Source organism: Bradyrhizobium sp. 142 (assembly GCF_023074015.1).
GTDB lineage: Bacteria > Pseudomonadota > Alphaproteobacteria > Rhizobiales > Xanthobacteraceae > Bradyrhizobium.
On sequence record NZ_JADPKQ010000538.1, the window covers coordinates 1 to 17,009 of the forward strand.

Below are 17,009 nucleotides of genomic sequence, written 5' to 3' on the forward strand. Positions count from 1 at the left end.
CCAACAGTCGGGCGCTCAGCGCCTTCCGCTTCTTCGTCATCGAACTCTGGAGACGCACGCTCCGGCGCCGCAGCCAGACCGATGGCATGAGGTGGGAGACGATCAGTCGCCTCGCCTGTGACTGCCTCCCCAGGCCCAACATCCGTCATCCTTGGCCGCGAGCACGCTTCGCCGTCACTCACCCGAGGTGGGAGCCGTATGCGGGAAAGCCGCACGTACGGATCTGTGCGGGGGGCGCTCAGCAATGAGCGTCCCTACCGCGACCGCTGCGCTTGCAATGACGAGGAGGGCTAGCACCGCACCGGCACTGCGTCCTCCACCATCTCCGGCTGCCGGTCCAGTGCCACCGCCGGCGACAGCAGGATCACCAGCGCCTGTGCGCCGAACACGACAGCCGCAAGGTAGAGGCATGCTTCCGCGCTCCAGAACCCGCCGACGATCGCCCCCAGTGCCGAGCCGAGCGGGCGGGCGCCGTAGCTCATGATGTTGATAGCGAAGACGCGGCCGAGCAGGCGCGGCGGCGTCACGGACTGGCGCAAGGTAGTGGTCGAGATCACCCACAGGATCGGTCCGACGCCGAGCAGGAAGAAGCTGAGGCCCGCGAGCCAGGGCGAGGGGACCAGCACCGTCAGTGCCATCACGACAGAAGCGACGAAGCCGGTGACGGGTCCAAGTCCGACCACGGTGCCGAAGGCGATGCGCTGCATCACCCGCGTTGCGAACAGCGCGCCGATCACCATGCCGACGCCGTACATGGTCAGGACAGTGCCGACCCCGGCCGCCGATAGACCGAGATGGCGCACTGCATAGGGCACGAACACTGCGATCTGGAGGAACCAGCCGGTGTTGAAGATGAACTGCGTGATGAACACCGGGCGCAGCAGCTTGTGGTGGAACACGAAGGCCGCGCCCTCGCGGATGTCCTGAAACGGATGGCGACGCGGCGTCGGTGCGCGGGCAGGCTCGTAGATGCCGGAGAGCAGCATCACCGCTATCGCCGAGAGGGCCGCGGCAAAGCTGAAGGCGGGGCTTGCACCCCACCAGCCGACCAAGGCGCCGCCGAGCGCGGGCCCGCTGGCAAAGGCGATGGTGCGCGCCAGCTCGATCCGGGCATTGGCCGCGGGCAAGAGGTCCGAACTCACCAGCGAGGGCACCAGGGCCGGCGCGGCCACGCTGTAGACGACAGTGCCGCACACCGCGGCAAAGCCGAGCAGGGCCAGCAGCGGCAGGTTGAGGGCACCCAGTGCAAGCAAGAGCACGATGGCGGCAAGCGCTGCCGCGCGCAGTGCCTCGGCGCCCGCCATCAGCGAGCGGCGCGAGATGCGGTCGGCGAGCAGGCCGGCCGGAATGGCGAACAGCACGAAGGGCAGGGTGAGGGCGGTCTGCAACAGGCCGGTCTGGCCCTCGGCAACGCCGAGCGTCAGCACGGCGACGATCGGGGCTGCGGCCAGTGCGATCTGCTCGGCCGATTGCGCCGCGAGGTTGGACCAGGCGAGGCGATTGAAGGTGTCGGGAAGACGAGGCGTCGTCGGCATGGCGCATATCCTGCAAAGTCGCATTTGCGCAAGTATCAGCCTCCGACCCGGGCCAAACCCACCCGCTTCCCGACAACGTTGGGCATCATGCGTCGGCGAAGGGAACCGAGATGGCTAGATGCAGTTGCAAATGAGTTGCAATAAGGTTCGACTTCGGTCAATGTGCCAGAATGGATGCCCGATCACCCGACCTGACCCGTGACGCCGCCGGCTGGCGCTCAGATGCACCCACCACCAAGAGCCTCGCCGAGGTGAATGGCACGGTCGCTGTTCCCGCTGCCGGCCGCTGGTGGCGACGGCTGCTCGCCTTTGTTGGTCCGGGCTATCTCGTCTCGGTCGGCTACATGGACCCCGGCAACTGGGCCACCGACCTCGCTGGTGGATCGAAGTTTGGCTACACGCTGCTCTCCGTCATCCTGCTCTCGAACCTGATGGCGATCCTGCTCCAGTCACTGGCCGCGCGGCTCGGCATCGTCACCGATCGTGATCTCGCGCAGGCCTGCCGCGCGAGCTATTCGCCGGCCGTGAACTTCATGCTGTGGCTCGCCTGCGAGGCGGCGATCATCGCCTGCGACCTCGCCGAGGTCATTGGTACCGCGATTGCGCTCAAACTCCTGTTCGGCATTCCCCTGATCGGCGGCGCATTGATTGCCGCGCTGGATGCCTTCCTGCTTCTCGTGCTGATGAACCGCGGTTTCCGTTTCCTGGAGGCATTCGTCATCGCGCTGCTGGTCGTGATTGCTGTTTGCTTCACGATCCAGATTGCCGCGGCGGCGCCGCCGGTTGCCGCGATGTTGAGGGGCTTCGTGCCATCGACGGAGATCTTCATCAATCCGGAGATGCTCTACATCGCGATCGGCATCATCGGCGCGACCGTGATGCCGCATAATCTCTATCTGCACTCCTCGATCGTGCAGACCCGCGCCTATGAGCGCAACGACGCCGGCCGGCGCGAGGCGATCAAATGGGCGACGACGGACTCGACCATCGCGCTGATGCTGGCGCTGTTCATCAACGCCGCGATCCTGGTGGTGGCAGCCGCGACCTTCCACAAGAGCGGCCATTCCGACGTCGCCGAGATCGGCCAGGCTTTCGAGCTGCTCTCGCCGCTGCTTGGCCTCGGCATCGCCTCGACGCTGTTTGCGATTGCGCTGCTCGCCTCGGGCCTCAATTCAACCGTCACTGCGACGCTCGCCGGCCAGATCGTGATGGAGGGCTTTCTCGACCTGCGCCTGCCGAGCTGGGCGCGCCGCCTGCTGACGCGCGGCATTGCGATCATTCCGGTGATCGTCGTCACCGCGATCTACGGCGAACGCGGCACTGCCGATCTGCTGGTGTTCAGTCAGGTCGTGCTGTCGATGCAGTTGCCCTTCGCCGTCATTCCGCTGGTCCGTTTCGTCTCCGACCGTCGCAAGATGGGCAAGTTCGCAATATCCGCGTCAGTAGCCGCGATCGCTTGGATCGTGGCGGGCGTGATCTTGGTTCTGAACGTGAAGCTGCTGGCGGACACGCTGTTCGGGTGAACGTCACCTCACCGCCGTCATCGCCCGCAAAGGCGGGCGATCTAGTAGTCCGTGACGCTTATGATTGACCCGAGAAGCTGCGGGGTACTGCCCCGCCTGCCGCCTACGCTAAAGCTTCAGCGCCCCTGGGCCTCACCCGGCGAAGCCTTGGCGTAGCCGGGTCGCGGGGCATGACAGAGACCGTGCGCGTCAGTTAATCCTGCGGCTCGGACGCCGCATCGCCCTGCGCGTCGACGCGCAGCCAGCCTGACGGCGCGAGCCGCTGTTGCGGCAGGAAGCGAGCCTTGTAGTCCATCTTCTTGGAGCCATCGATCCAGTAGCCAAGATAGACGTAAGGCAGCCCTTGCCGGCGGGCGCGGGCGATGTGGTCGAGGATCATGAAGGTGCCCATCGAGCGGCTTACCTGTCCCGGCTCGAAGAACGAATAGACCATCGACAGGCCGTCGCTGAGCACGTCGGTGAGCGCGACCGCGATGAGCTCCTCGCCACGGCCGGTGATGCCGCTGTCGGGACCGCGCTTTCGGTACTCAATGATGCGGGTCTCGACGTGGCTGTCCTCGACCATCATGGCGTAGTCGAGCACGGTCATGTCGGCCATGCCGCCGTGGCGGTGGCGGGAATCGAGATAGGCCCGGAACACCGAATATTGCTCGGAAGTCGGCACCGCGCTGCGCTGCTCGCCGATGATGTCGGCGTTGCGGGCGATCACCTTGCGGAAATTGCGGGAGGGGCGGAACTCGTTGGCAATTACCCGGACCGAGACGCAGGCGCGGCACTGGTCGCAGGCTGGCCGGTAGGCGATCGACTGGCTGCGGCGGAAGCCGCCATGGGTCAGCAGGTCGTTGAGGTCGCCGGCACGCTCCCCTACGAGGTGCGTAAACACCTTGCGCTCATGCCGGCCCGGCAGATAGGGGCACGGGGACGGCGCCGTGAGGTAAAACTGCGGAGTATCGCGCGAGTGCTGGGTCAAGGGACGTCGTGGGCCTCCAAAATGGGTATCAGCATCGCGCTACGAAAGCTCTCGGTCAATCGGTCTGCTCAGCAGGTCAGATCAGTCAGTTTAGTCGGTCCTGGTTGATAGGTCCTTGATCAGTAGCTCTTGATCAGTAGCGCTTACTCAGTAGCGCTTACTAGTAGCTCCTGGCGGTCTGAGGCAGGGGCGCCCGAACGGAATTGTTGATGATGACCGTTCCCAAGACGAAATCATGCAGCAGGCGCCGGCGGCCGTTGAACAGCCCGACCAGGACCACCAAGGGTGACAGGAACGAGACCGTCACCCAGAACAGCACGGCGTGCGTGGCGCCAAGCACGAAATAGCCGGGTGCGCCGTACCAGGTTCGCAACTCCAGATCCATGACCCGCATCCCGAGCGTCGCCGAGTGGGGACCTCCGATGCAGGCGCCGTAATAGACGATGGCCCAGATCACGGAGGCCGGCCAGGCCAGCCAGAACAACATCCAGCCAAGGCCGAGCGTGACCACGCCGAACACGGCGATGAAGAGGTAGCCAAGGATGACCGGCACCGAGATCACGATCATGTCGATCAGGAATGCAAACACCCGCCGGGTCGCGACACCGCGGAACAGTTCCGGATGCAAAGAGGGATCATAGGCATGAACCCCGCCGTCGCTGCGCCAGGCGTCCGCTTGGGGACCTGAATTGCCCGAGTCCGAATACGACATGGTCCGTCCTCCCGAGGGGAAACTCCCATGGCAGGACATGGTGACAGGCCATTCACGTGCCAAGGGCGCCGAGATTAACAAGCCGAAATATTCCGGCGATTCGGGGGCGGGGACGTGAGAAGGAAAGCGGCGTGCTGCTGCCGCTACATCCACGGTGTCGTCCCGGCGAAGGCCGGGACCCATATCCCCAGGGAGATGTTTTGCGAGGATTGGTCGTTCGTGACTAGCTAGCGCCACCCGCATCGCTAGAACTCGCGGTATGGGTCCCGGCCTTCGCCGGGACGACAAAGTACCTTATCCCTGCGCCTTCAACTGCTCCGCAGCCTTCGGCGCGAAATAGCTGAGCACACCGTCGGCGCCGGCGCGCTTGAAGGCCAGCAGGCTCTCCATCATCGCGCGATCGCCGTCGAGCCAGCCATTGCCCGCGGCCGCGGCGATCATCGCGTATTCGCCGGAGACCTGGTAGGCGAAGGTCGGCATCGCAAATGTGTCCTTCACGCGCCGCACCACGTCGAGATAGGGCATGCCGGGCTTCACCATCACCATGTCGGCGCCCTCGGAGATGTCGAGCTCGACCTCGCGCAGCGCTTCGTCGGTGTTGGCGCTATCCATCTGGTAGGTGCGTTTGTCGCCGGTGAGCGTCTTGGCCGAGCCGATGGCGTCACGGAACGGGCCGTAGAAGGCGGAGGCGTACTTTGCCGCATAGGCCATGATCTGCACGTCGAGCAGCCCTGTGCGATCCAGCCCCTCGCGGATCGCGGCAACGCGGCCGTCCATCATGTCCGACGGCGCGATGATGTCGCACCCGGCCTCGGCCTGCACCAAGGCCTGGCGCACCAGGACTGCGACCGTCTCGTCGTTCAGGATCTTGCCGTCAGCGATCAGGCCGTCATGGCCGTGGCTGGTAAAGGGATCGAGCGCGACGTCGCAGAGAATGCCGAGATCGGGAAACTCCTTTTTGATCGCGCGCACGGCCCGGCAGACCAGATTGTCCGGGTTGGTTGCTTCCGTTCCTTCCTCGTCGCGCAAGGACGGATCGGTGTAGGGAAACAGCGCGATGCAGGGGATGGTGAGCTTCATGGCGCGCTCGGCCTCGCGCACGGCCTGGTCGACGCTGAGACGGTCGACGCCCGGCATCGAGGCAATCTGTTCGCGCTTGCCGTTGCCATCGATCAAAAATAGCGGCCAGATCAGGTCGTCGGTGGTGAGCACGTTCTCCCGCACCATGCGCCGGGACCATTCGGCCTTGCGGTTGCGGCGCGGCCGGACGGGCAGATCGAGGGCAGGGGAAGCTGCCGCGCTATCCCGGCGCGAAATCTCGCGGAGCTCGATCGGACGCCCGTATTTGATCGCCATTAGACTTCCTCCGGCTGGAATTATTCTTATACCAGCTCGCATGGTTCCCGTCACCGCGGCTTGACTTGCCGCAGGGCAAAATTACCTGCCGCAAGGCAAAATTGAAGTGACCAGATTGGTGATTTGGGCAGCCGATTGATTTTGCGGGGCGAAGCAGCCAGAAGGGGCCATGTCCGAGATCTCAACCCGCGACGCGGCCCGCGACAGCGCCAATGCCAGGGACGCTGTCAGAGACAATGCCAGAGACAGCGCAATGTCGGTGGCTGCGATCTCGTCGGAGCGCCAGGAGTCCGACGACAATGTCTGGACGCGCCGCCTGGTGCTGTTCCTGCGGGTGATGGCGTTGCTGTCGATCCTCAAGGGCCTCTATCACTGGGCGCAGGTCACGGGCTTCGTCGGCGGCGAGGACGAGGCGTTCGAGAACCAGGCGATGGCCTGGCAGGCCTCGACCATCTACTTCGCCGTGATCGAACTCGTTGCCGCGGTCGGGCTGTGGCTGGCAACGCCCTGGGGCGCGGTGGTCTGGCTGACGACCGTCGTGTCGATGGCGGTCATCGAACTGATGTTCCCGGGAATCTATGGTGGCAGCCTGATCGTCGTCGGCGTGGAAGCCTTCATGCTCGCCGCTTATCTCGCGCTCGCTTGGATGGCCGCGCGCGAGCGACCGCCGTAGCGCGCTGTTGATCGCTCGAACTCTCCTGCGGTGCGCTGCGCTTGTCCGGACACGACCGCAGTTGTGTCTGCTTGGTTGACCGTTGGTTGCCTAAAGTTTGCGGTAACTTTTCATTGACTCCGTGGATTCCGCCACAGCCGTTACGCGTGCGTTTCGAAACGGGGCGGCCTGTACTGGAATGCGACAGAGGCGGCGGACGGAGGGTGAACAGGACCTTGCGACGGTCAACAGAGGGTTGCGAAAAGCCCTTGCGGGACAGGCTTAATCCGCAATTCACTGTCTTAAATTCATGATCTCTTTATTCTCTTATTTAAGCCGATCTTCAAACGGGCCCCCTTAAGTTGCACCTATCAGACGGGACACAAGTTTCGTCGAATAAGTGTCGATAAAAACGACAACAGGGGAAGTGTCATGATGAAAGCCGTCGCAACCGCGGCAGATACCGCAGAACGCGTCTCCGGCCAGCAGGGTTCGGTGCAGACGCTCTATCTGGAAGCTTTGACTCTGGTGGAGCGGCTGCATCGCCGCCTGCTCGACGTCATCAAGGACGAGTTCGATCGCCGCGGTCGCGCCGACATCAATTCGGTGCAGGCGCTCTTGCTCTATAACATCGGCGACAAGGAGCTGACCGCGGGCGAGCTGCGCACGCGCGGTTACTATCTCGGCTCCAACGTCTCCTACAATCTGAAGAAGCTCGTCGAGCTCGGCTTCCTCGATCATCAGCGCTCGCGCGTCGATCGCCGCTCGGTGCGCATCCGCCTGACCCCGCAGGGCCAGGAAGTCCGCCGCATCGTCGACTCTCTCTACCAGAAGCACGTCAAGACGGTGGAGCAGGTCGGCGGCATCTCGGGCGAGGAGTTCTCGACCCTCAACAAGTCGCTGCATCGGCTCGAGCGCTTCTGGACCGACCAGATCCTGTATCGTCTCTGAGGTCATTTCGACGGTAAGGCCAAGCCGGCCCATAACAAGACCGGCAAACCTCCCGAACGTGCCTCACTTCCCCAAGCGCGCCGGCCCGGCTTTGCCCGGACCGGTGCGTTTTGTCTTTTCGCGGTTGCGAAAAAATCGCTAGCCGGGAGGAACGAGTTCCCGGCTCGGCGCTTATCCCCTCCGGATCGGAGGCTGACGATGCTGGTCGAGCGTGGCTTAGGGGCGATGAACGTGGAACTCGTAAGCGAGGCCTATGCCATTGCCGCGAATTATCTTCGCCGCTCCGGTGCGATTCCCGACAGCCTCGTCACCGACGAACGCCTGCTCGAGATCGTCGTCAAACTGTTCCAGAACGGCGAATTCAACAAGATCAGGCTGGCCAACAAGGCCATCCTCAAGTTCGAGGCGCAGTCCGAGGCCAAAGCGGTTGCCTGATCAAAACTCCCAAACTCGGCAAGAACCAGAGGGTGCCATGGAAGCTGCCATTGACCGCATCATGCAGACCTATGACCTGCTCGCCAATCGCACTGCGGCGGCGAGCGAGGAGGCGCGTGCCAAGGTCACGAATTACCTGAATACGTTGATGGAAGCCGGCGAGAAGGACCCTCACAGGTTGATAGTCTGCGGCCTGACCTATCTGCGCCAGCTCGACGGCAGCGTAGACCCGGTGAAGGCGGGATACACCGGGCTGTAGTGGGCTGGCCGGGCCATCGGCTGGCCGCGTGGCATTTAAGGTCCAAAGCGGACCTTTTTCGGAAAGGAAGCGACCAGGCGGTTCGATAGGACCGCCAGGCTCTTCTTCTTCAAGCCCACCATATCTTGCATAAATATTACGCCCGACCCGCAACTACTTGGCCGGGGGCGGGCGATGTGGTAGATCCCGCTCGCCGCTTCCGATCGCCACACCAGACCGCCCGTAGCCCGCTAAAAGGCTGCGGCGGTGGAGATATTCGCAAGATGACCTTCGCCAAGAACTCTGCAGCATCCGCCTCCGCGCCCGATTCGTTTTTCACCGCCCCGCTCGACCAGGCCGACCCGGAAATCGCCGCCGCCATCAAGGGCGAGCTCGGCCGGCAGCGCCATGAGGTCGAGCTGATCGCCTCCGAGAACATTGTCAGCCGCGCCGTGCTGGAAGCGCAGGGTTCGGTGATGACCAACAAATATGCGGAGGGCTATCCAGGCGCGCGCTACTACGGCGGTTGTGAGTGGGTCGACGTCGCCGAGAACCTCGCGATCGATCGGGCAAAGAAGCTGTTCGGCGCGAACTTCGCCAACGTGCAGCCGAACTCCGGCAGTCAGATGAACCAGGCGGTGTTTCTGGCGCTGCTCCAGCCGGGCGACACCTTCATGGGTCTTGACCTTGCGGCCGGCGGTCATCTCACCCACGGCTCGCCCGTCAATATGAGCGGCAAGTGGTTCAAGGCCGCGCATTACACCGTGCGCCGCGAGGACCAGATCATCGACATGGACGCCGTGGCTAAGCAGGCCGAGCAGATCAAGCCGAAGCTGATCATCGCCGGCGGCTCGGCCTATTCGCGCGCCTGGGATTTCAAGCGCTTCCGCGAGATCGCGGACAGCATCGGCGCCTATCTGCTGGTCGACATGGCGCACTTTGCCGGCCTCGTCGCCGGCGGTGCGCATGCCTCGCCGGTGCCGTATGCGCACGTCACCACCACGACCACCCACAAGTCGCTGCGCGGCCCGCGCGGCGGTTTGATGCTGTGGAACGACGAGACGCTGACCAAGAAGCTCAATTCGGCGATCTTCCCCGGCCTGCAGGGCGGCCCGTTGATGCATGTGATCGCAGCGAAGGCGGTGGCCTTCGGCGAGGCGCTGCGGCCGGACTTCAAGGTCTATGCGAAGAACGTCGTCGAGAATGCCAGGGCGCTGGCCGAGACGCTCAAGAGCCACGGGTTCGACATTGTCTCCGGTGGCACCGACAATCATCTGATGCTCGTCGACCTCAGGCCAAAGGGCCTGAAGGGCAACGCCTCGGAGAAGGCGCTGGTCCGCGCCGCCATCACCTGCAACAAGAACGGTATTCCGTTCGACCCCGAATCGCCCTTCGTTACCTCCGGGATTCGGCTCGGCACACCGGCTGCGACCACCCGCGGCTTCGGTGTAGCTGAATTCCAGCAGGTCGGCGGCATGATCGCCGAGGTGTTGAACGCGATCGCGCAATCGTCCGACGGCAAGGCGCCGCTGGTCGAGGCCGCGATCAAGGAACGGGTCAAGGCGCTCACCGATCGGTTTCCGATCTATCAGTAAGGCTGGGCCAAGCGGATGCGCTGTCCGAACTGCAACAGTCTCGATACGCAGGTAAAGGACTCGCGTCCGACCGAGGACTCTTCCGTGATCCGCAGGCGGCGCGTGTGCGTCGCCTGCAATTTCCGCTTCACCACCTTCGAGCGCGTACAGCTGCGTGAGCTCACGGTGATCAAGCGCAACGGCCGCCGCGTGCCGTTCGATCGCGACAAGCTGATGCGCTCGGTGTCGATCAGCTTGCGCAAGCGGCAGGTCGAGCCGGAGCGGGTGGAGAAGATGGTCTCCACCATCGTGCGCGAGCTCGAGACCGGGGGCGAAGCCGAAATCTCCTCCGAGGTGATCGGCGAGACCGTGATGGAGCATCTGCGCACGCTCGACGACGTCGCCTATGTGCGCTTTGCCTCGGTCTACCGCAATTTCCGCGAGGCCAAGGATTTCGCCGACGTGCTCGGCGAGCTCTCCGGTGAGGAGGAAGCGCGGCTCGCCGCGATCCGCAAATGATCTTCCGGATCCTGGAGGATCAGTTCGCGCAGAAGGCCCGCGAGTCCAAGGACGCCGATCGCCGTTTCATGCAGCTAGCGCTCGCGCTGGGACGCCGCGGGCAGGGGCGGACCTGGCCTAATCCGGCCGTCGGCGCCGTCATCGTCAAGGACGGGGTGATCCTGGGCCGCGGCTGGACTCAAGCAGGCGGGCGGCCGCATGCCGAGCCCGAGGCGCTGCGGCGGGCCGGAGAGGCGGCGCGGGGCGCGACGCTCTATGTCACCCTCGAGCCGTGCTCGCATTTCGGCAAGTCGCCGCCGTGCGCCGATGCGGTGATCGCAGCCGGCATCGAGCGCGTGGTGGCGGCGATCGAGGATCCCAATCCGGAAGTGGCGGGGCAGGGCCATGCGCGGTTGCGCGCCGCCGGTATCACGGTGGATGTGGGCCTGTGTGCGGCGGAGGCCGCGTTCGATCATGCCGGGCATTTCCGCCGTGTCCGCGACAAGCGCCCGCATGCGATCCTGAAGCTCGCGGTCTCGCCCGACGGCAAGATCGGCGCCGCCGGCGGCAAGCCGGTCGCAATCACGGGTGAAGCCGCGCGCAATCGCGTGCATCTGTTGCGCGTGCAGAGTGACGCCATCCTCGTCGGCATCGGCACGGTGCTGGCGGATGATCCGCAGCTCACGTGCCGCCTGCCGGGGATGGCGGCGCGCTCGCCGGTGCGTGTGGTGCTCGACCAGAGCCTGCGCATTCCGGCCTCGAGCCAGCTGGTGCGTACCGCGCGCGAGACGCCGCTCTGGGTGGTGGGCTCTGAGCTCGCCGAAGCCGCAGCGGCAATGCGGCTCGGCGCTGCGGGCGCGCAAGTGATCCGCGTACCGCGGGGGCACGCATCCGGGCTCGATCTTCCTGCCGTGCTGCATGCGCTCGCCGAGAAGGGCATCACGCGGTTGATGGTCGAGGGCGGCAGCCGCGCTGCGGCATCGTTCGTGGCCGCCAACCTGGTCGACGAGATATGGCTGTTCCGCGGAACGGAAGAGGTGGGCAGCGACGGCGTGGATGCGCTCGATGCATTGCCCCTGTCGAAAATCACGCAGTCGCAGGGCTTCCGCGTTCATGCTAGCGAGACATTCGATCACGATACTCTCACCGTCTATGAGCGCGCCTAACATGTTCACTGGCATTGTCACCGATATCGGCGAGATCGTCAGCCTGACGCCGACGGCGCAGGGGCAACTGCATCGGCTGCGCATCGCCTGCCGCTATGATCGCACGACCATTGCCGACGGCGCCTCGATCGCTTGCAACGGCGTCTGCCTGACGGTGGTTGCTTCGGGCGTGGACAGCGACAGAACCTGGTTCGACGTCGATGCCGCCGCCGAGACGCTGGCGCTGACGACTGCGAAGCACTGGAAGGTGGGCACCAAGCTCAATCTCGAACGCGCGCTGAAGATCGGCGACGAGCTCGGCGGCCATATCGTTGCCGGCCACGCCGATGGTACAGCCACCCTCGTCAGCCGCGAGGACCTGCCCGATATGGCACGGTTCGAGCTCTCCACCACGTGGGAGCTGGCGCGGTTCATTGCGACCAAGGGCTCGATCACGATCGACGGCGTGTCGCTGACGATCAATACGGTGAAAGACGTGACCTTTTCGGTGCTGATTATCCCGCACACGCTGACAGTCACAACGATCGGTGGCTGGAAGGCAGGTGCCGAGGTCAATATCGAGGTCGACCTGATGGCCCGCTACGCGGCGCGGCTGACGGAAATGAAGTGATGGCGCAGAAAGTTCGTCATGCGCGGGCTTGACCGGCGCATCCATGCTCTTAAGAGGTGCTTGGCCCGATGGATTGCCGGGTCAAGCCCGGCAATGACAAAGTAAGGTTGAACGATGGCAGACGCGCGGCGCGCACCCCTGAAGGACCAGACCGACATTTCCGGCGCGCGCGCGCTGATAGTCGAGGCGCGGTTCTATGACGACCTCCAGGACGCGCTGCTGGACGGTGCGGTGGCCGAGCTGAAGGCGGCCGGGCTGACGCACGACGTCATCACGGTTCCCGGCGCGCTGGAGATTCCAGCGGCGGTCGCGATCGCGATCGATGCCGCGGCGGCGAGCGGCAAGCCCTATGACGCGGCGATTGCGCTCGGCTGCGTCATCCGCGGCGACACCATTCATTTCGAGATCGTTTCGCAGGAATCCTCCCGCGCGCTAATGGACCTGGCGGTGTCGCGAAAACTGCCGCTCGGCAACGGCATCCTCACCGTCAACACCGAGGCGCAGGCTTGGGCGCGGGCGCGCGCCAGCGAGCTTGACAAGGGCGGCGATGCCGCACGCGCGGCACTTGCGATGCTGCGCATCAAGCGCCGGCTGGCGCGGGTTTGATCATGGTCGACAACAGCAAAAAGCCGCCGGCTGGCGCAGAGAAAAAAGCGAACCGGCGCGGTGCGGCGCGGCTCGCGGCCGTGCAGGCGCTGTACCAGATGGACATCGGTGGCGCCGGCATCAACGACATATTTGCAGAGTTCGAGAGCCACTGGCTCGGCAACGAGGTCGAGGGCGACACTTATCTGCCGGCGGAAGCGGCCTTCTTCCGCGACGTCGTCTCGGGCGTGGTGCGCGACCAGAAGAAGCTCGATCCCCTGATCGACGAGGCGCTGTCGAAGGGGTGGCCGCTGAAGCGCATCGAGGCGATTTTGCGCGCGGTGCTGCGGGCAGGGGCCTATGAACTGGAGCACCGCAAGGACGTGCCGGGCCGCGTCGTCGTCTCCGAATATGTTGACGTCGCCAACGCCTTCGTCGACCGTGAGGAGACCGGCATGGTGAACGCGGTGCTCGACCAGATCGGCCGCCAGTTTCGCGGTGACGAGTTCGGGCGGGGGTAGGGCGGGACGCGGGCGGTGAATTGATGCGATATGGCTGCCCCATACACCGCCGTCGTCACCCGCGAAGGCGAGTGATCCAGTACTCCGCGGCGATCATGCTTGACCAAAGGCGACTCGGCGTACTGGATCGCCCGGTCAAGCCGGGCGATGACAGCGGAGTGCGTGGCTGACGCTGATGGCAAACCCGAACAATCCCTCCGGCGAAGACTCCCTCATCGCGCGCTATTTCAAGCCGCTTGCGACTGATCCCGGTGCGTTGGGGCTGGTCGACGACGCCGCCATCCTGCAATCGCTCGGCGAGGACATCGTTGTCACCACCGATGCCGTGGTCGAGGGTGTGCACTATCTTGCCGGTGATCCGCCCGACACCATCGCGCGCAAGGCGCTGCGGGTGAATTTGTCCGACCTTGCCGCCAAAGGCGCTGTGCCCGCCGGCTTCGTGCTGACGCTGGCACTGCGCAGCAGGGAGGACGCCTGGCTCGGTCCGTTCGCGGACGCGCTGGGCGAGGATGCCAAGGCCTTCGGATGCCCGCTCCTTGGCGGCGACACTGTGTCGACGCCGGGGCCGCAGATGATCTCGATCACCGCCTTCGGCCGGATACCCCACGGGCGGATGGTCGGCCGCACCGGTGCAAGGCCGGGCGAGCGCATCCTGGTGACCGGCACGATCGGCGATGCCGCGCTCGGCCTCGACGTGCTCACGGGCGGTGCGGTGGCTGCAGCCTTGGCCTCCGACCCGCATGCGCGGGAGATGCTGGTCTCGCGCTATCGCGTGCCGCAGCCACGCAACCTGCTGGCGCAGGCCGTTCGCAACCACGCGACGGCTGCGATGGACGTTTCCGACGGGCTCGCCGGCGATCTGACAAAACTCTGTGCGGCATCGGGCGTCTCGGCCACAGTGGACGTAGCAAGTGTGCCGCTCTCGGCTGCTGCGGCAAGCCTGGTCGCGCGCAACGCTGTTTGCGTCGAGACGCTGCTGGCCGGGGGCGACGACTATGAGGTGCTGTGCACCGTTCCGGCCGCTCAAAGCGACGCATTGATCGCCGCAGGGCGGGCAGTGGGCCTCGACGTCACGGCGATCGGCACGATCGTCGAGGGTGACGCGCGGCCGCGCTTCCTTGATGGGCACGGCCGGGAACTGGCTTTGAAGCGGCTGTCCTACAGCCATTTCTAGCAATTCCGCTAAACCGGCGCGCCGGCGCTCTTAGGATAGGCCTAAATACCTGCCGAGATCATTGTTTTCGGCCGCTTACGGCGTTGCACCGGCATTCTGATTTTGGCAAGGTCGCTGCCGAACAAGGCCGCCCCTTCGGGCAAAGGGGCGGCCTTGTTCGAAATCAAGGCGCCGCACCGTACGACGGACAATAAAAGGCGCCGGGGGTACATCAAGGGATCTGAGGCAAAAAATCACATGACAGCATTATGGTTGATTGTGCTCTGCGGAGTGCTTTCCGTCGTCTACGCGATCTGGGCGACGTCTTCGGTGTTGAGTGCGGATGCGGGGTCACCGCGCATGCAGGAGATCGCGGGAGCGGTGCGCGAGGGCGCGCAGGCCTACCTGCGGCGTCAGTACACCACGATCGGTCTCGTCGGCATCGTCATCTTCTTGCTGCTTGCCTATTTCCTCGGGATCTATGTCTCCATTGGTTTCGCCATCGGCGCCATCCTGTCGGGGGCGACCGGCTTCATCGGCATGAACGTCTCGGTCCGCGCCAATGTGCGCACCGCCCAGGCCGCCACGACGTCGCTGGCCGGCGGCCTCGAACTCGCCTTCAAGGCGGGCGCGATCACCGGTATGCTGGTGGCGGGTCTCGCGCTGCTCGGCGTGACCCTCTATTTCGGCTTCCTGGTCTATTCGCTGAAACTCGGGCCTGACAGCCGTGTCGTGGTCGATGCCATGGTGGCGCTCGGCTTCGGCGCCTCGCTGATCTCGATCTTCGCCCGTCTTGGCGGCGGCATCTTCACCAAAGGTGCGGACGTCGGCGGCGATCTCGTCGGCAAGGTCGAGGCCGGCATTCCCGAGGACGATCCGCGCAATCCGGCAACCATCGCCGACAACGTCGGCGACAACGTCGGCGACTGCGCCGGCATGGCGGCCGACCTGTTCGAGACCTACGCGGTGACGGCGGTCGCCACCATGGTGCTCGCGGCGATCTTCTTCGCCAAGACTCCGATCCTCATGAACATGATGACGCTGCCGCTCGCGATCGGCGGCATCTGCATCATCACCTCGATCATCGGCACCTTCTTCGTCAAGCTCGGGCCGAGCCAGTCGATCATGGGCGCGCTCTATAAGGGCTTGATCGCAACCGGCGTGCTGTCGCTGATCGGCATCGCCGGCGTGATCTACAGCCTGATCGGCTTCGGCAAGCTCGACGGTGTCGAGTATACCGGCATGTCGCTGTTCGAGTGCGGCATCGTCGGCCTCGTCGTCACCGCGCTGATCATCTGGATCACCGAATACTATACCGGCACCGACTATCGCCCGGTGAAGTCGATCGCCCAGGCCTCGGTGACCGGCCACGGCACCAACGTGATCCAGGGCCTCGCCGTCTCGATGGAGGCAACCGCGTTGCCGGCGCTCGTCATCATCGCCGGCATCCTCGTCACCTACAGCCTCGCCGGCTTGTTCGGCATCGCGATCGCGACCGCCACCATGCTTGCGCTCGCCGGCATGGTGGTCGCACTCGATGCGTTCGGGCCCGTGACCGACAACGCCGGCGGCATCGCCGAGATGGCGGGCCTGCCGAAGGAGGTGCGCAAGTCGACCGACGCGCTCGACGCGGTCGGCAACACCACCAAGGCGGTGACCAAGGGCTACGCGATCGGCTCCGCCGGTCTCGGTGCGCTGGTGCTGTTCGCGGCCTACAACCAGGACCTTAAGTTCTTCGTTGCGGATTCCGCGCATCACCCCTATTTCGCCGGCGTCAATCCGGACTTCTCGCTCAACAACCCCTACGTGGTGGTGGGCCTGCTATTCGGTGGTCTGCTGCCGTATCTGTTCGGCGCGATGGGCATGACGGCCGTGGGCCGTGCGGCCAGCGCGATCGTCGAGGAGGTGCGGCGTCAGTTCCGCGAGAAGCCGGGCATCATGAAGGGCACCGACAAGCCGGATTACGGCAAGGCGGTCGACCTGCTGACCAAGGCGGCGATCAAGGAAATGATCATCCCCTCGCTCTTGCCGGTGCTGTCGCCGATCGTCGTCTACTTCCTGATCTACGCGATCGCGGGTGGCGGTGCGGCCGGCAAGTCGGCGGCGTTCTCGGCCGTCGGCGCGATGCTGCTCGGCGTGATCGTGACCGGCCTTTTCGTCGCGATCTCCATGACCTCGGGCGGCGGCGCCTGGGACAACGCCAAGAAGTACATCGAGGACGGCCATTTCGGCGGCAAGGGCTCTGACGCCCACAAGTCGGCGGTGACCGGCGACACCGTCGGCGATCCCTACAAGGATACGGCGGGACCGGCGGTGAACCCGATGATCAAGATTACGAACATCGTAGCGCTGCTGCTGCTGGCGATCCTCGCGCACTGAGCGCGTCAACAACTAAAGACGAAACCCCGCGGTGCGAGCCGCGGGGTTTTTGTTGGTGTGCCGAGCATGTTCGACAGCTTGGAGGTGGAAGTCCTTTACCCAGCCTGATGGCGGCGAAGGGTTAGCGAAGCGCAAGGGCGTCATCGCGAGA

17 protein-coding genes are annotated in these 17,009 nt (G+C 64.7%); 13 read left to right on the forward strand and 4 right to left on the reverse strand.

All coding sequences use genetic code 11. The features are described 5' to 3' along the window. Nucleotides 1–290 precede the first annotated feature (290 nt). On the reverse strand, nt 291–1,535 hold the full coding sequence (locus IVA82_RS47625; protein ID WP_247390000.1) for an MFS transporter: 1,245 nt from the start codon (nt 1,533–1,535) through the stop codon (nt 291–293). A gap of 170 nt (nt 1,536–1,705) precedes the next feature. On the opposite strand from IVA82_RS47625, the gene IVA82_RS47630 reads away from it, so the two are divergent. Continuing rightward, nucleotides 1,706–3,058: an Nramp family divalent metal transporter gene (locus tag IVA82_RS47630; protein ID WP_247390001.1), complete on the forward strand. Its 1,353-nt coding sequence runs from the start codon at nt 1,706–1,708 to the stop codon at nt 3,056–3,058. Between the two features lie 193 nt (nt 3,059–3,251). On the opposite strand, the gene IVA82_RS47635 is transcribed toward IVA82_RS47630, so the two are convergent. The 3 genes from IVA82_RS47635 to hemB form a co-directional block, all read right to left on the reverse strand. Continuing rightward, on the reverse strand, nt 3,252–4,028 hold the full coding sequence (locus IVA82_RS47635; RefSeq protein WP_247390002.1) for an arginyltransferase: 777 nt from the start codon (nt 4,026–4,028) through the stop codon (nt 3,252–3,254). 160 nt (nt 4,029–4,188) lie between these two features. Beyond that, nucleotides 4,189–4,740 (reverse strand): RDD family protein, encoded by a 552-nt coding sequence (locus IVA82_RS47640; protein ID WP_247390003.1) that lies wholly within the window; start codon nt 4,738–4,740, stop codon nt 4,189–4,191. A 294-nt stretch (nt 4,741–5,034) separates the two neighbouring features. After that, nucleotides 5,035–6,096: a porphobilinogen synthase gene (gene hemB / locus IVA82_RS47645; protein WP_247390004.1), complete on the reverse strand. Its 1,062-nt coding sequence runs from the start codon at nt 6,094–6,096 to the stop codon at nt 5,035–5,037. Nucleotides 6,097–6,265: 169 nt separating this feature from the next. On the opposite strand from hemB, the gene IVA82_RS47650 reads away from it, so the two are divergent. The 12 genes from IVA82_RS47650 (at nt 6,266) to IVA82_RS47705 (ending at nt 16,858) form a co-directional block, all read left to right on the forward strand. Further along, on the forward strand, nt 6,266–6,769 hold the full coding sequence (locus tag IVA82_RS47650; protein ID WP_247390005.1) for a DUF6163 family protein: 504 nt from the start codon (nt 6,266–6,268) through the stop codon (nt 6,767–6,769). A gap of 411 nt (nt 6,770–7,180) precedes the next feature. Next, nucleotides 7,181–7,699, forward strand: a complete 519-nt coding sequence (locus tag IVA82_RS47655; protein WP_007603420.1) for a MarR family winged helix-turn-helix transcriptional regulator — start codon at nt 7,181–7,183, stop codon at nt 7,697–7,699. Nucleotides 7,700–7,897: 198 nt separating this feature from the next. Continuing rightward, entirely contained in the window at nt 7,898–8,134 is a 237-nt protein-coding gene (locus tag IVA82_RS47660; protein WP_247390006.1) for a hypothetical protein, read from the forward strand. Nucleotides 8,135–8,171: 37 nt separating this feature from the next. Continuing rightward, nucleotides 8,172–8,393: a hypothetical protein gene (locus IVA82_RS47665; protein WP_247390007.1), complete on the forward strand. Its 222-nt coding sequence runs from the start codon at nt 8,172–8,174 to the stop codon at nt 8,391–8,393. 263 nt (nt 8,394–8,656) lie between these two features. After that, nucleotides 8,657–9,967, forward strand: a complete 1,311-nt coding sequence (gene glyA / locus IVA82_RS47670; RefSeq protein ID WP_247390008.1) for a serine hydroxymethyltransferase — start codon at nt 8,657–8,659, stop codon at nt 9,965–9,967. A gap of 15 nt (nt 9,968–9,982) precedes the next feature. Continuing rightward, a complete protein-coding gene (gene nrdR / locus IVA82_RS47675; RefSeq protein ID WP_007603426.1) occupies nt 9,983–10,465 on the forward strand; it encodes a transcriptional regulator NrdR in 483 nt (160 codons plus the stop codon). Next, on the forward strand, nt 10,462–11,610 hold the full coding sequence (gene ribD, locus IVA82_RS47680) for a bifunctional diaminohydroxyphosphoribosylaminopyrimidine deaminase/5-amino-6-(5-phosphoribosylamino)uracil reductase RibD (protein ID WP_247390009.1): 1,149 nt from the start codon (nt 10,462–10,464) through the stop codon (nt 11,608–11,610). The genes nrdR and ribD overlap by 4 nt, the downstream gene beginning before the upstream one ends. Before the next feature lies 1 nt (nt 11,611). Then, entirely contained in the window at nt 11,612–12,220 is a 609-nt protein-coding gene (locus IVA82_RS47685) for a riboflavin synthase (protein WP_247390010.1), read from the forward strand. 114 nt (nt 12,221–12,334) lie between these two features. Continuing rightward, nucleotides 12,335–12,826 carry a 6,7-dimethyl-8-ribityllumazine synthase gene (gene ribH / locus IVA82_RS47690; protein ID WP_247390011.1) on the forward strand — a complete coding sequence of 164 codons (492 nt, stop codon included), beginning with the start codon at nt 12,335–12,337 and terminating at the stop codon, nt 12,824–12,826. Nucleotides 12,827–12,828: 2 nt separating this feature from the next. Continuing rightward, nucleotides 12,829–13,326, forward strand: coding sequence for a transcription antitermination factor NusB (gene nusB, locus IVA82_RS47695; protein WP_247390012.1), 498 nt, complete (start codon nt 12,829–12,831; stop codon nt 13,324–13,326). Between the two features lie 175 nt (nt 13,327–13,501). Next, nucleotides 13,502–14,500: a thiamine-phosphate kinase gene (thiL, locus tag IVA82_RS47700; protein WP_247390013.1), complete on the forward strand. Its 999-nt coding sequence runs from the start codon at nt 13,502–13,504 to the stop codon at nt 14,498–14,500. A gap of 237 nt (nt 14,501–14,737) precedes the next feature. After that, entirely contained in the window at nt 14,738–16,858 is a 2,121-nt protein-coding gene (locus IVA82_RS47705; protein ID WP_247390014.1) for a sodium-translocating pyrophosphatase, read from the forward strand. Nucleotides 16,859–17,009: the final 151 nt, after the last annotated feature.